The following is a 13959-nucleotide window of genomic DNA, read 5'->3' on the forward strand; positions in this document are numbered from 1 at the left end:
ACCATAAGGTCCGCACTCCAAACCATTTAGAGAGATGCCTGTTGTCCATACCCTTCAGCGACAACATCAAGCTCACCTGTGGCAGAATCGATAACCATGCCGTGAACGGGTACATTGGGAGGAAGTAATGGATGCTTCTTGATCACTTCCACAGTTCCTTTTACCCCTTCTTCAACACTGTCAAACCCACGCAACCACTTTTGCAGACGAATGCCGGAATTTTCAAGCGTAGACATGACCTCTTCTGAAACTCCACGTTCTGTCATGTGACCAATCATCGTTTCAGCATGCAGGGAAGCCATACCACATTCTGTATGACCTACCACCAACACCTCATCAGCGCCCAATTCATAGATAGCAACCAATACAGAACGCATAACACTACCAAAAGGTTGGGAGATGATTGCACCTGCGTTTTTGATGATTTTTACATCGCCATTTTTCAGATTCATCGCTTTCGGTAACAACTCTACAAGACGGGTATCCATACAAGTGATGATGACCATCTTTTTGGTTGGAAACTTGCTAGCCGTATACTTCTCGTATTCTTTAGTCTCGACAAATGATTTGTTGTAAGCCAAAATCTCTTGAATGTTATTCATGTCCATTGCCTCCTGTTATCCAATACGACGAGCACGGCCACTTGCAATTGATGCAGCTTGTCCTACGCGCCTTTTTGCTTTAATGATGTATCACGGTCAGCAAATGGCATTACTCCAACCTTATAGAGGTTGTTCAAAAAGTCCACTTTTGATTACAAATCATATCCGAAGGGCATCCTCAGCATCGAAGTTGAAATTCATTTCTATCTTCTCGGTAATGAAAACCAGACTTTTGGAACACGTATCTTGAGGAGGATAATGCGATTTGCCTCTGTTAAAAGTTGATTATACGCAATAGGAAAAGTATCATCAATAGGTGAATAAACTTTTTTTGAAGAGGTGAACGATAACAATGGATAAACAAACACAGGAACATTTGGAATCCTTCCGTAATCTGGCTCGTAAAATCAAGAGCTATCATGAAGCCATTGGTTTGCTTCACTGGGATCTGCGCACAGGTGCGCCAAAAAAAGGCGTTCCGACTCGTTCGGAGACGCTGGGTATGTTGTCCACCGAAGCATTCAAGCTGCAAACCTCGGCTGACATGAAAACCTACCTGGATGCATTGACTACTCCAGCAGTATTGGAACAACTCGAAGATATAGATCGTCGTCTGGTTGAAGATTGCAAGAAAGAGTATGATCGCAGTCAATCTGTACCACCTGAGAAAGTGCAAGCCTATACCGTACTCACGGCCAAATCCGAAACCGCTTGGGAAGATGCCAAGCATAACAGTGATTTTGCAGGGTTCTCCCCATATCTGACAGATATCGTTAAGCTCAAACAGGAGTTTATTGATTATTGGGGTGTAAAGGATACGCGTTACGATACGCTGCTTGATATGTACGAACCGGATCTGACCGTTGAAAAAGTGGATGCTGTATTTGCCCGGCTCAAAGCACGTTTGGTGCCACTGCAAGAGAAAATCAATGCTTCGGAAAACAAGCCAAATACAGATTTTCTGAATCAGTTGTTTGACACCGAACAGCAGGAGAAGTTCAGTCTGTTCATCTTGGAACAAATGGGTTATGACTTTGAAGCTGGACGATTGGATGAGAGTGTTCATCCTTTTGCAACAGGCCTTAACCCGGGTGACGTTCGAATCACAACACATTATCTGCAAGATGATGTAGCAAGTGCAGTCTTCAGTTCACTGCATGAGGGCGGACATGCCCTGTACGAGCAAAATATTGATGACAGTCTGGCGGGTACCCTTCTGGCCGAAGGAACGTCCATGGGGATTCATGAGTCTCAGTCCCGTCTTTGGGAAAACATGATTGGTCGCAGCCTGCCATTCTGGGAACGCTATTACAAAGATTTGCAGCAGCATTTCCCGCAACTGAGCGAGGTTGAACTGGAAGATTTCTATCGTGCAATCAACCGGGTGGAGAGTTCACTCATTCGAATTGAAGCGGATGAACTGACCTATAATCTGCATATTATTATCCGATATGAGATTGAGAAAATGTTATTTAACGATGGCTTGGAAGTGAAGGACCTGCCAGAGACCTGGAATGCAAAATACAAGGAATACCTTGGTATTATGCCAACGAATGATGGCGAAGGCGTTCTGCAGGATGTTCACTGGTCTGGTGGAGACTTTGGTTACTTTGCTTCGTACTCTCTGGGGAATATGTATGCAGCTCAAATTCTACATACATTGCGCAAGGAAATGCCGGAGTTTGATACCCTTATTACCGAAGGTAATCTGATTCCAATTAAGGAATGGCTAACAGACAAGATCTACCGCTATGGTAAAAGTCGTACGCCTTCCGAATTGATTGTTGCCGTAACAGGTGAAGAGTTGAACCCGGATTATCTTGCGGATTATCTGGAAGCCAAATATGCCGAGATTTACAAGCTGTAATATACAAAAAAAAGCATATTGAAATAACACTTAGAAGAGCTGAGGAGTCGGGCATGATTGCCCGGCTCTTTTTTGCATTCAAGTTCTTAACCTTTTGCTGGGCATCGGCATATCCATAATAGAGAGAAACTGCTGAAACCAGTGAAGGAGGGAAACAACATGAAATACACGCCATGGTTCGTCCGGGGCATCGTGATTCTGCTGATTATCATTGTGGCGCTTACCAGCTGTAACAAGGAAGAGAATGAAGCGAAAATTACGATTGGCGAAGTGACTCGTTCGGTATTTTACGCACCGGAATATGTGGCCGTGGCTCAAGGTTTTTTTGAGGAGCAGGGACTTGAGGTGGAGATTCAGACAACGGCTGGCGGTGACAAAACGATGGCGGCATTACTCGCAGGTTCGGTGGATATCGCACTTGTAGGCGCGGAGACGTCCATATACGTCTATCAGCAGGGAGCGGAAGATCCAGTCATTAACTTTGCCCAACTGACCCAGACGGATGGTACTTTTCTGTTCGCTCGTAATATGGAAGGTAGCTTCGATTGGGAGAACCTGAGGGAGTCGACATTTCTCGGTCAACGCAAAGGCGGCATGCCGCAAATGGCAGGGGAGTTTGCACTGAGCAAACATGGTATTGATCCGAAAAGCGATCTGGAGCTGATACAAAATGTGGACTTTGCCAACATTGCGTCTGCTTTTGCCTCAGGCACAGGAGATTATGTCCAACTATTTGAACCTCAGGCATCAATCTTTGAAAAAGAAGGTCGAGGCAAGGTTGTTGCATCGTTTGGAACAGAAAGTGGTCGTCTGCCCTACACGGTCTTCATGACGAAACAGAGCTATCTTAACGACAATAAGGATATCGTGGAGAAGTTTACGAATGGTCTGCATAAAGCGCAGGCATGGGTAGATTCCCACAGCGCTGAAGAGATTGCGGAGGTCATCACTCCTTTTTTCAAAGACATTGATCCAGCCATTTTGATCAGTAGTGTAAACCGTTATAAGGAACAGGGCAGCTATGCAACGGACCCGATCATTGATGAGGAAGAGTGGAACAATCTGCTTGATGTCATGAGTGCTGCCGACGAGCTGAAAGAACGCGTAGATTTGAATGCAATTGTGGATAATGCCTACGCGGAAGAAGCTGCGAAATCAAAGTAATGGGTATTCAGGAAAGGAAGTGAGCAGAATGCCTGAATCCGAAAGTGTGATCCGACTGGAGGGGATCTCTCAAGTATACGTCAGCGAGCGTGAAGCTTCATTGGTGATTGAAGACTTGAGTCTGGAGATCCAAAAAGGAGAGTTCGTTAGTCTGGTTGGACCGAGCGGATGTGGTAAAACGACATTGTTGTCGATCATCGCCGGGCTGCTCACCCCCACTCGAGGAGAGGTTAAGGTTAAAGGGAAGCTCGTCGGCGGTCCCTCAGCACAGATTGGTTATATGCTTCAACAGGATTATCTGTTTCCATGGCGGACCATTCTGGATAATGCATTGATCGGTCTTGAACTGACAGGCAGACTGGAAGAACGGAGCCGTGAGCGTGTACGGGAACTGCTGGTAAGTATGGGATTGGCCGGAACGGAGAATCAATACCCTTCAGAGCTTTCAGGAGGCATGAGACAGCGAGTAGCACTGGTGCGCACGCTGGCAACCGACCCCGGAATTTTATTGTTGGATGAACCATTCTCGGCACTCGATTATCAAACCAAGCTGCAATTGGAGGATCTGGTCTCGGACACGTTAAAACAGTTTGGCAAAACCTCTGTACTCGTCACCCATGATCTGTCTGAAGCCATTGCGGTCAGTGATCGCGTCATTGTACTTGATCGCAATCCGGGGCGAATTCGTCGTGAATTTATCATTCCCGATGAAATTCGGAAGGCTCAGCCATTCCATGCCAGGGAGCAAGAAGGGTTCAATGAGCTGTTTCAGGCATTATGGAGCGAACTGGATCAGCCCGGGGGAGGTGAGAAAGACGCGTGAATCAAACGAATCCGAAGCAGGAAAAGCGTGACGAATGGATGGGACAGCTGCATCGGAATCATATTCAGCAGGTGGCCAGATGGCGACATCAAGTGCTTGCCGTACAGTTATCTATGCTTGTATGTATGTTCTTGTTATGGGAAGTGGCAGGCAGACTCCGTTGGATTGATGTACTGTTATTTAGTTATCCAAGCAAAATTTTTGCTCAGATCGGCAAGGACATTGCTAGTGGCGAGTTGTGGGCGCATGTTGGGATAACCGTAGGGGAAACAGCGGTTGGCTTTTTGCTGGGAACACTTGTTGGAACCTTGCTGGCTGTTCTGATTTGGTGGTCTCCTTTTTTGTCCAAGGTGCTGGACCCCTATATGGTTGTGTTCAATAGTATGCCAAAGGTAGCACTTGGCCCAATCTTTATCGTTATGTTCGGCGCAGGATTTACAGCCATTGTCATGACCACGTTATCCATCACGGTCATTATCACAACATTAGTCGTGTATAACAGCTTCAATGAAGTGGATCCCAATTATGTCAAAGTGATTCGAACGTTTGGTGGAGACCGTTCCGAGATTTTTACGAAAGTTGTATTGCCAGCTTCTTTTCCGGCGATTGTATCCACCTTGAAAGTGAACGTGGGCATGGCCTGGGTGGGCGTAATTGTAGGTGAGTTTCTGGTCGCCAAACAAGGGCTTGGTTATCTCATTATCTACGGATTCCAGGTATTCAACTTCACGCTTGTATTATCAAGTCTGTTAATTATTGCGGCAGTTGCAACTGCCATGTATCAACTTGTTGTTTATGCAGAGCGCAAATTGCTGGCTGGTCGCAGGTAATGTGGTTTTGTTTTGTCCCTATGATGAACGTTTATATATGTATACAATTTCACAAGGGGTGTCACGTTGCCCGATACCGTAAAATCAAGTACCATATTTAGTATGAATATTCCGCGCTGATCTGGAATGAATGCGATGATTGGAGAAGAGGGCCTTGAGGTTCTGTCGCAACGATCTAACTTGCCAGCGTCCCTCATTCGGGGCGTATTGCTGTGACCGGCATGCATGCGCATGTCGGTTGATGTCGTCTAGTTTATATTTGGACGAGACATACTAGTCATGATAAATGAATGAGGCGACGAGCGGGCTAACAATTTTTTTTACAGCTTAGAGGAGATGGAATGTTAAATGGGTTTTAGGGTAATAAAAACCGCAATTGCCGCATTAATGGCCGTGCTGATTGCGGACTGGTGCGGCTTGCCAGGACCAACATCAGCAGGATTGCTTGCCATTCTTGGGGTGGATGTAACGAGAAAACGAAGTATTCGCACCATCTCGGCGAGGTTCTTTGCTTCAGTCGTTGGACTTTTATTTGCAAGTGTACTTTTTCACTTTCTAGGATTCCATTACTGGGTACTGGCCGTATACATATTGATCGCATTCCCCGTTATTGTGCGGGTGGGCTTCAAGGAAGGTATTGTAACAGGTTCAGTCGTGGTGTTTCGGGTGTTCAGCGGCGGAGAGATGGACGTGAATGTTGTCCTCGTACAAATTGCTTTGCTACTGATTGGTCTTGGTTCCGCAATGGCGGTTAACCTCGCCTATATGCCGGCAGCGGATCCACAGATGCTGCGCATTCGCAAACGGATCGATGAACTCTTCTCAAAGATTTTCAAAGAATTCGCGGCTACGCTGCGTAATCCCAATGAAGCATGGGCGGGTAGAGAACTTATTGAAGCAGATAAAGCAATTTTGGGTGGTATTGACGCAGCCAAGCGTTCTCTTGAGAATCAGGTGATTCATCCGAATGAGGAATGGAGTGTCTACTTCTATATGCGCAAAACGCAGCTCGACTCCATCCAGCACATGATGCATCTGGTGTCCCAGATCTATCAGAAGATGCCACATGCGGAAATGGTCTCGGAGCTGTTCGATCAGCTCAGTCAGGATGTGCTTACTGAATCCTACACCGGACGAACTGAAAAACTTCTTGCGGATGTGCAAGAAGAATTCAAACGTATGGAGCTGCCGGATACAAGGGAAGAATTCGAGATTCGTTCCGCAATTCTCCAGTTGTGCCGTGAACTCGCGCTGTATCTGAAAGTCGCGAAGAAGGACAAAGCACCGTCCCCAATCTCGGACCGGTCCCAATCTACAAACGAATAATAGAAAATAGTTGTCACCCTAGACGAATGCCCTGCATACACTTGTAGTGAATGATTGTATGGAGGAGGTTTAAAGATGTCATTGAGTCATAAACATCAATGTAGAGAGATTATCACGAAGGCGATCTGCGGCAAAGGTCGTAAGTTCTCTACCGTAACACATACCGTGACTCCGCCAAATGGGCCGACAAGTATTTTGGGGGCTTGGATTATCAACCACCAATATGAAGCCGTATCAGCGGGTGACGGAATTGAAGTTATTGGTACTTACGATATCAACATTTGGTATTCCTATGACAAGAATTCGCAGACGGATGTAGCCAAAGAAACGGTGTCGTATGTAGAACATGTACCTTTGTCCTATCTGGACCCGAAACACCGGACTTCCACAGTGGAGGTATCTGCGGATGCAACGCAGGAACCTAGCTGTGTGGAAGCCACAGTATCGGCGGGTGGAAGCAGTGTAATTATCCGTGTAGAACGGGAATTCGCTGTAGAACTCGTTGCCGAAACCAAAGTTTGTGTGAAGGTCTGCACAGATGGTTGCGGTGATTACGAAGACAAGGATTATGACTTTGGCAGTGGCGATGGAGATTATGACGATCTCGATCCCGATCTGCTCGACGATGAGCTGTGAGTTTGATTCATCATGTGTTTGATAACCTAAGGTATCATATGCGCCTGAAGGCGCGGTGAAGAGGGCGTAAGCCCTCTTTCTTCTTAAATATTGAAAAATGGGTGTTAACGAGCCTCGCAATATGCCTGGAATACCTTTCACGGGAAGGCTCCGCATTGCGGGGTTATTTTTATTTTAGTTGCATGATCCGGGAGGGGGGACGTCATGAATGTGTTAGAACAAGCGGAGGAGGCATTACTCCGATATGAAAGGATGACTTCTGGAGAACGTACAGAACGCTTGAAACAGGCAGGCATTGAAGTGTTGTCACTGCAGGATCGGCGTAAACGCGAACCAGGCTTGCGTGTACGCTATGACGTGGAGATTAGCTGTCTGCAAGCGATCCGGATCAAGCGCAAGGATACCAGTGGCATGGGAGGGGCACAGGAAACTCTGTTGGAGCGTGAAGCAAGTTCAACCTTGTTTAAGCGTATAGAACGACTTGCGATCAAAACGCTGTACACGCTGGGGATGGATCATGGAGCAGTTCGAATGGAATCCTCAGGGAACGGGGGTTGCGCAGTTATTTCGATCGATCCGAGTCCTTGGAAAGGGGTAACCAACCTTGCGACTACCTACAGGGAAAGCTGGAGGCATCATCAGGAACTGCTGGACGAGGAGCGTAGTCACAGAACCGTGCCCATCCTCGGCATGGACCCCGAGTTTCTTCTGGTGCAGATGCCGGAATCCAAAATCGTACCCGCCTCCAAATTTCTTGAACGCACAGGAATGGCGGGCTGTGATTCCGTGACGATTGGTGGCCGGCGCATATATCCGGTTGCCGAGTTGAGACCCACTCCCAGCTCTGAACCACGAGAGCTATTGGCTCATCTGATGAGGGCATTCGCAGCCGCTTCCCGCAGCATCAGTGACCACTCGCTGATCTGGCAGGCAGGAGGGATGCCGCAGCGGGGGTTACCTCTGGGCGGTCATATTCATTTTAGCGGTGTGAATCTTACCGGAGAACTCCTCCGCGCACTGGACAATTATCTGGCATTGCCGCTGGCATTCCTTCAAGACCCGCGTGGATCGGGAAGACGGCCACGTTATGGAGCACTTGGTGATTTTCGCCTGAAATCCTACGGTGGATTTGAGTATCGTACGTTACCCAGCTTTCTTGTGTCGCCCCTTGTTGCAAAAGGTGTTGTGGCCTTGGCGGGTCTAATTGCGAGCGGGTATACTCAATTACGGCAGCGTCCGTTGGCAAAGGCTGAGGTTCATACCGCTTTTTATGAAGGAAAGCGCGAAGTGTTTAAGGAACACATTCCAACTCTGGTAGATGATCTGAAGAGGTTGGATGGATATGCACGTTATGAACGATATGCGTCTCCGTTACTCCTTCAATTAAAACTGGGAAGAACTTGGGATGAGAGCCGCGATATTCGCAAACTCTGGAATATTCGGGCAGGTTCATGAAGAATGGACGTTTTTTTGATATAATGAGAAACAAGTCTTTTATAAGTAGTAGTTACGGGAGATATGGAGGAGCAACACTTGAAGGAACTGGCGAATAGCCAACACATAAGGCGGAGGCGCAAACACGGTGCCTGACCGTCTTATTGTCCTTCCAGGACGCGTTTCTTCCTGACATTATAGGAACGGGATGGAGGATATTCATCATGGCTCAGTATACGCCAATGATTCAACAATATTTGCAAGTGAAGGCCGAAGCACAAGATGCTTTTTTATTTTTTAGACTGGGTGACTTCTATGAAATGTTCTTCGAGGATGCGATTAATGCTGCTCGTGAACTTGAGATCACTCTGACTGCACGCAACGGGGGCGCGGATGACAAAATTCCGATGTGCGGTGTACCTTATCATTCGGCTGACAATTACATACAGCGTCTGATTGAAAAAGGATATAAAGTTGCGATATGTGAACAGATGGAAGATGCAAGTATAACGAAAGGCATGGTACGACGTGAAATTGTTCGTGTGGTTACACCCGGAACGGTAATGGAAGGCAAAACACTGGGGGACAAGTCCAACAACTACATGGTGTGTCTTACAGGTAATCAAAATACGCTCGCGCTCGCAGCCTGTGATCTGTCAACGGGTGAGTTGTACGTGACATCCGTGCCCTACTCTAAGGAATGGCTGAAGGATGAGATCGGCATCTACGAACCGTCGGAGCTGGTAGGGGATGCTGCGCTGCTTGAAACAGTCGAAGCCGAGGCGTCACCAATCGGTCGCCCTGTGGTCTATACGTCATGGACAAAAAATAAGGAAGATTTGGTCCGGCAGCAGTTTGGCGAGGCTGTATGGGCAAGATTGGAACCTGAACGTCAAGCGTGCATTGCTCGTCTTTTCTCCTATCTGAGTGAGACACAGAAACGCTCTTTGGGACAATTAACCCAAATCTCAACGTATGAGCCGGATCATTATATGATCTTGGACCCGTTTACCCGCCGGAACCTGGAATTGGTTGAAACCGTGCGTGAACGCTCCAAAAAAGGTTCATTACTCTGGTTGCTTGATCGGACCGAGACGTCCATGGGTGCAAGAATGCTGCGTCGCTGGGTCGATAAGCCATTATTGCAAAAAGGGAAGATTAATGAGCGTCTTGAAGCAGTGGATACGTTGTACAACCAGTTTATATTACGTGAGGACCTGCGGGCAGAACTCAAAGATATCTATGATCTGGAGCGCTTGGTTGGCCGGATTGCGTTTGGTAATGCCAATGGTCGTGACCTGAATGCGCTCAAATCATCGTTGGAGAAAATTCCAGGACTTCGTCAGCTTTGCGCGGGGTCGTCTTCCGCAACACTGCAACATATTGCCGAAACGATGGATGATTGCAATGATCTGCGTGAAGCAATCGGGCAAGCCATTGTAGACGAGCCGCCTGTATCCGTAAGGGATGGAGGTCTGATTCGTGAAGGGTACCATGAACGTCTGGATGAATTGCGTGAGGCTTCGGTTAACGGGAAACAATGGATTGCGGAGCTGGAAGCGCGAGAACGTGAGGCGACAGGCATTCGATCGCTAAAGATCGGCTATAACAAAGTGTTTGGTTATTATATTGAGATCACCAAGTCCAATCTGTCCGCGCTGCCAGAGGGACGTTATGAACGTAAACAGACTTTAGCCAATGCAGAACGTTACATTACGCCGGAGTTGAAAGAAAAAGAGACACTGATTCTCGAAGCTCAGGACAAAATGGTTGATATTGAGTATGGATTGTTTGCGGAACTGCGCGAGCGGCTGAACAAAGAGATTGCAAGATTGCAGAAGCTTGCCGAACTGGTAGCCGAGATTGATGTGTATCAATCATTTGCGGTGATTAGTGCTGAGCGTAACTTTGTGCGGCCTACGCTGACCGACGGTTATGACCTGGTTGTGGAAGAAGGACGTCATCCAGTGGTCGAGGCGGTCATGCGAGATGGGGCATTTATTGCCAATCACACGGCAATGACCAAGGAAGAGGCACGTATTCTGCTGATTACTGGGCCAAATATGGCTGGTAAGAGTACGTATATGCGACAGGTTGCTTTAATCTCCATTTTGGCGCAAGTGGGTTGTTTTGTGCCTGCGGGTCAAGCCGAGGTGCCGATCATGGATCGCATTTTCACACGGATTGGTGCCGCGGATGATCTCATTGGTGGACAAAGCACATTCATGGTGGAGATGGCTGACATTCAGGTCATGACGGACAAAGCGACACCGCGCAGTCTGATTATAATCGATGAATTGGGGCGGGGAACATCAACCAGCGAAGGTATGGCGATTGCTCAATCTGTCATTGAATATGTACATGATATTATCGGTTGTAAAGCCCTTGTATCCACACATTTCCATGAACTTGCTCACCTGGAGGAGAGTCTGGACAAGCTGGCCAACTACTCGATGGCGGTACAGGAGAGCGGTGACAAGGTTAATTTCCTGCGCAAATTGATTGCCGGAGCAGCCAGCAGCAGTTATGGTATCTATTGTGCACGCCTAGCAGGTCTGCCTGATAGCATTATTGAGCGGGCGAATGGACTGTTACATGGATTCGAACATGCGGCTGCCCAAGTAGCTGTGGGAAGTGAATATATTGGGAATGAGAAGCAGGAAGCTGGCCTGCATGCAAAAGGTGTAGAATTCCAGCACACGGATTCGGCTTCTATGCTTAGGGAGCATGATACTGCGGAAAGTGCAGATTACACACCTTCTACAGAAGATTCAGCCGGGGCTGGAAAGTCCCATGCCAAGAAATCAAATAGCAAAGGACAGTCCAGCGCAAGCCATTCGGATGTGGTTCAACTGTCCATCTTTGGGGATGATGAGCCGAACGTGGCAACGAAAACGGATGTAGTTGTGGTGGAAGATAAGCCAGCACGCGAATTCATCCGTACAATGAAAGATATCGATGTCATGAATATGACGCCACTTCAGGCGATGCAGATATTAAATGATCTCAAATTGAAGGCACAGCAATTATCCTGAATATAAGGGAGGGGAAAACCTGTGGCGAAAATACATGTGCTAGATGAACATATTGCCAACCAGATTGCGGCGGGTGAAGTGGTCGAACGGCCTGCGTCCGTTGTCAAAGAGTTGCTGGAAAACTCGGTGGATGCAGGCGCCACCAAGATTGAAGTCACGGTGGAAGAGGGCGGACTCCTCAGTATTCGTGTCAAAGACAATGGTTCGGGTATCGAGCCAGAGGATATGGAAACCGCCTTTTATCGTCATGCGACTAGCAAAATAGCCCATGGACGAGATCTGTTCCAGATCACAAGTCTTGGTTTCCGCGGGGAAGCCCTGGCAAGTATTGCCGCAGTGTCCAAGGTAGAAGTATTATCGGCAAGTAATAATGACGGGCGAGGACGCCGCATTGTAATAGAAGGCGGGAACTTAGTCTCTCATGAAGATGCAACCTCACCCCAAGGTACAGATTTTGCAGTGAAAGAACTATTTTACAATACACCAGCCCGACTGAAATATATGAAAACGATCCAGACGGAGCTGGGACATATATCTGATGTTCTTTACCGGATGGCGATGTCTCATCCAAACATTTCGTTCAGATTGCGCCATAATGAGAATGTGTTGCTTCAGACGTTGGGTAACGGCGATCTGCTGCAAGTGGTTGCTGCGATCTATGGAACAAGTGCTGCCAAAGCGATGCTTCCCATTCAGGGAGAAAGTCTGGACTACCGGGTGAGTGGGCTGATCAGCCTGCCAGAATGGACACGAGCGAATCGTGGTGGTATGTCGACAATTGTTAATGGGCGATTTGTTCGCAATTACGGTCTTAATCAGGCGATTCTCAAAGCTTACCATACCTTGCTGCCCATTAATCGTTTCCCGCTTGTCGTGGTGCAATTGGAGATGCATCCATCCCTTGTGGATGTGAACGTGCATCCGGCCAAACTGGAGGTTCGATTCAGCAAGGAACCGGAACTGTATGAATTCGTGGAGACAACTTTGAGAGGGATACTTCGGCAGGAGGTATTGATTCCACAGGTCAAAAAGCAGCAGATCCGACGCGGAGATGATAGTTCCTTTATTCAGGAACAATTTCTCTTTCCACGTGGTCCGTTGAAAGACCAGCCTGAAGCAGAAGGGTATGGACAACAAGGACCACTCGGGAAACCTACTGTTGCACCACTGAAGTTGACTGCGGAAGATGATGATCTGGATTTGGATGCTCCGGCGGATGTGTCTCCAGCACAGCAGGTATCTGAACAGGGACATACCGTGCCTTTGCCCGAAGCTCCACCTGAGGTTACACATCCTCCTCAGCAGTTAGAAAGTTGGAGCGAGGATATTTTGCAGAAGGGGGCAAGTCATGATGGGGGGCAGACCATCACTACAGTGCAGGAAGGTACTAAAGATGTAAGTACAAGTTCTTCCGTAGCTTCTCCAAAGCCTGACCTTTCTTCACAAGATAATGGAGGTCGTGTAGCAACAGAGAAACCGTTGGCTGAAGGCCAATCGACTACCTACCGGTCCGATTCCGTAACTTCATCGGTTAGGGAAGCACGATCACCCTACAATCCGTCTTCGAATGCGAGAAATGAACGGACGTGGAAAACTTCAGGTTTGCCTGATGCCACTAAGCTTGCTACTGCCATTCAATCGGATGCAACCATGCCTGCATTTCCGGAGCTGAGCCTGATTGGACAGCATCATGGTACGTATCTGATCGCACAAAATGACCAAGGTTTATACTTGATTGATCAGCATGCGGCTCATGAACGTGTGAATTATGAGTACTATTACGAGAAATTTGGCAATCCTGCTCAAGCCTCACAAGAGTTGTTGCTGCCGATTACGCTGGAGTTTACACCTTCAGAGACTGAAAAACTGAAAACAAGACTGGCCTGGTTCGAGCAGGCCGGTGTATATTTGGAGCATTTTGGTGGACAGACGTTCCGTGTGCGTTCCCATCCGTTCTGGTTCCCCAAAGGAGACGAGAAAGACATTATCGAAGAGATGTCCGAATGGGTTCTAAGCGAACGCAGTATAGATGTAGCCAAGATGCGAGAAGCTGCATCCATTATGTGCTCCTGCAAGGCGTCCATCAAAGCCAATCAGAAGCTGACGGATCAGGAAGCAGAAGTGCTGATTCAGCGTCTGGGTTCATGTCGTCAGCCCTACACTTGTCCACATGGGCGCCCAATTGTGGTTTCGTTTTCAACGTATGATCTGGAAAAATTATTTAAACGAGTGATGTAGCTAT

The 13959-nt window shown here is 47.6% G+C and carries 10 protein-coding genes; 9 read left to right on the forward strand and 1 reads right to left on the reverse strand.

Annotated features, from left to right (window positions below; translation table 11 throughout):
* Positions 1-26: 26 nt before the first annotated feature.
* Positions 27-602, reverse strand: coding sequence for a beta-class carbonic anhydrase (locus MHH93_RS00695; RefSeq protein WP_339234698.1), 576 nt, complete (start codon positions 600-602; stop codon positions 27-29).
* Between the two features lie 352 nt (positions 603-954).
* Here MHH93_RS00695 and MHH93_RS00700 point away from each other — a divergent pair, with 352 nt between their 5' ends.
* The 9 genes from MHH93_RS00700 (at position 955) to mutL (ending at position 13955) form a co-directional block, all read left to right on the forward strand.
* On the forward strand, positions 955-2469 hold the full coding sequence (locus MHH93_RS00700) for a carboxypeptidase M32 (protein ID WP_500052165.1): 1515 nt from the start codon (positions 955-957) through the stop codon (positions 2467-2469).
* A gap of 159 nt (positions 2470-2628) precedes the next feature.
* Positions 2629-3633, forward strand: a complete 1005-nt coding sequence (locus tag MHH93_RS00705) for an ABC transporter substrate-binding protein (RefSeq protein WP_500052167.1) — start codon at positions 2629-2631, stop codon at positions 3631-3633.
* 28 nt (positions 3634-3661) lie between these two features.
* Positions 3662-4456: an ABC transporter ATP-binding protein gene (locus MHH93_RS00710; RefSeq protein ID WP_500052168.1), complete on the forward strand. Its 795-nt coding sequence runs from the start codon at positions 3662-3664 to the stop codon at positions 4454-4456.
* Between the two features lie 38 nt (positions 4457-4494).
* Positions 4495-5286 carry an ABC transporter permease gene (locus tag MHH93_RS00715; RefSeq protein WP_500053289.1) on the forward strand — a complete coding sequence of 264 codons (792 nt, stop codon included), beginning with the start codon at positions 4495-4497 and terminating at the stop codon, positions 5284-5286.
* A gap of 348 nt (positions 5287-5634) precedes the next feature.
* Positions 5635-6612: an aromatic acid exporter family protein gene (locus MHH93_RS00720; RefSeq protein WP_253437983.1), complete on the forward strand. Its 978-nt coding sequence runs from the start codon at positions 5635-5637 to the stop codon at positions 6610-6612.
* A gap of 75 nt (positions 6613-6687) precedes the next feature.
* Positions 6688-7248, forward strand: a complete 561-nt coding sequence (locus MHH93_RS00725) for an outer spore coat protein CotE (RefSeq protein WP_062835006.1) — start codon at positions 6688-6690, stop codon at positions 7246-7248.
* Between the two features lie 204 nt (positions 7249-7452).
* Entirely contained in the window at positions 7453-8703 is a 1251-nt protein-coding gene (locus MHH93_RS00730; RefSeq protein WP_500052169.1) for a putative amidoligase domain-containing protein, read from the forward strand.
* Positions 8704-8906: 203 nt separating this feature from the next.
* The gene (gene mutS, locus MHH93_RS00735; RefSeq protein ID WP_500052171.1) at positions 8907-11717 is read left to right on the forward strand and encodes a DNA mismatch repair protein MutS; all 2811 of its coding nucleotides are present in this window, start codon (positions 8907-8909) and stop codon (positions 11715-11717) included.
* Positions 11718-11738: 21 nt separating this feature from the next.
* Positions 11739-13955, forward strand: coding sequence for a DNA mismatch repair endonuclease MutL (gene mutL / locus MHH93_RS00740; protein WP_500052172.1), 2217 nt, complete (start codon positions 11739-11741; stop codon positions 13953-13955).
* Positions 13956-13959 lie beyond the last annotated feature (4 nt).

Origin of the sequence: Priestia sp. FSL H7-0729 (assembly GCF_038005685.1) — a bacterium.
In the GTDB taxonomy this organism is placed as follows: Bacteria; Bacillota; Bacilli; order Paenibacillales; family Paenibacillaceae; genus Paenibacillus.

Coding starts and splice junctions, on each gene's coding strand:
- MHH93_RS00695 (WP_339234698.1), bottom strand. CDS start 602: ATGAATAACATTCAAGAGATTTTGGCTTACAACAAATCATTTGTCGAG.
- MHH93_RS00700 (WP_500052165.1), top strand. CDS start 955: ATGGATAAACAAACACAGGAACATTTGGAATCCTTCCGTAATCTGGCT.
- MHH93_RS00705 (WP_500052167.1), top strand. CDS start 2,629: ATGAAATACACGCCATGGTTCGTCCGGGGCATCGTGATTCTGCTGATT.
- MHH93_RS00710 (WP_500052168.1), top strand. CDS start 3,662: ATGCCTGAATCCGAAAGTGTGATCCGACTGGAGGGGATCTCTCAAGTA.
- MHH93_RS00715 (WP_500053289.1), top strand. CDS start 4,495: ATGGGACAGCTGCATCGGAATCATATTCAGCAGGTGGCCAGATGGCGA.
- MHH93_RS00720 (WP_253437983.1), top strand. CDS start 5,635: ATGGGTTTTAGGGTAATAAAAACCGCAATTGCCGCATTAATGGCCGTG.
- MHH93_RS00725 (WP_062835006.1), top strand. CDS start 6,688: ATGTCATTGAGTCATAAACATCAATGTAGAGAGATTATCACGAAGGCG.
- MHH93_RS00730 (WP_500052169.1), top strand. CDS start 7,453: ATGAATGTGTTAGAACAAGCGGAGGAGGCATTACTCCGATATGAAAGG.
- mutS (WP_500052171.1), top strand. CDS start 8,907: ATGGCTCAGTATACGCCAATGATTCAACAATATTTGCAAGTGAAGGCC.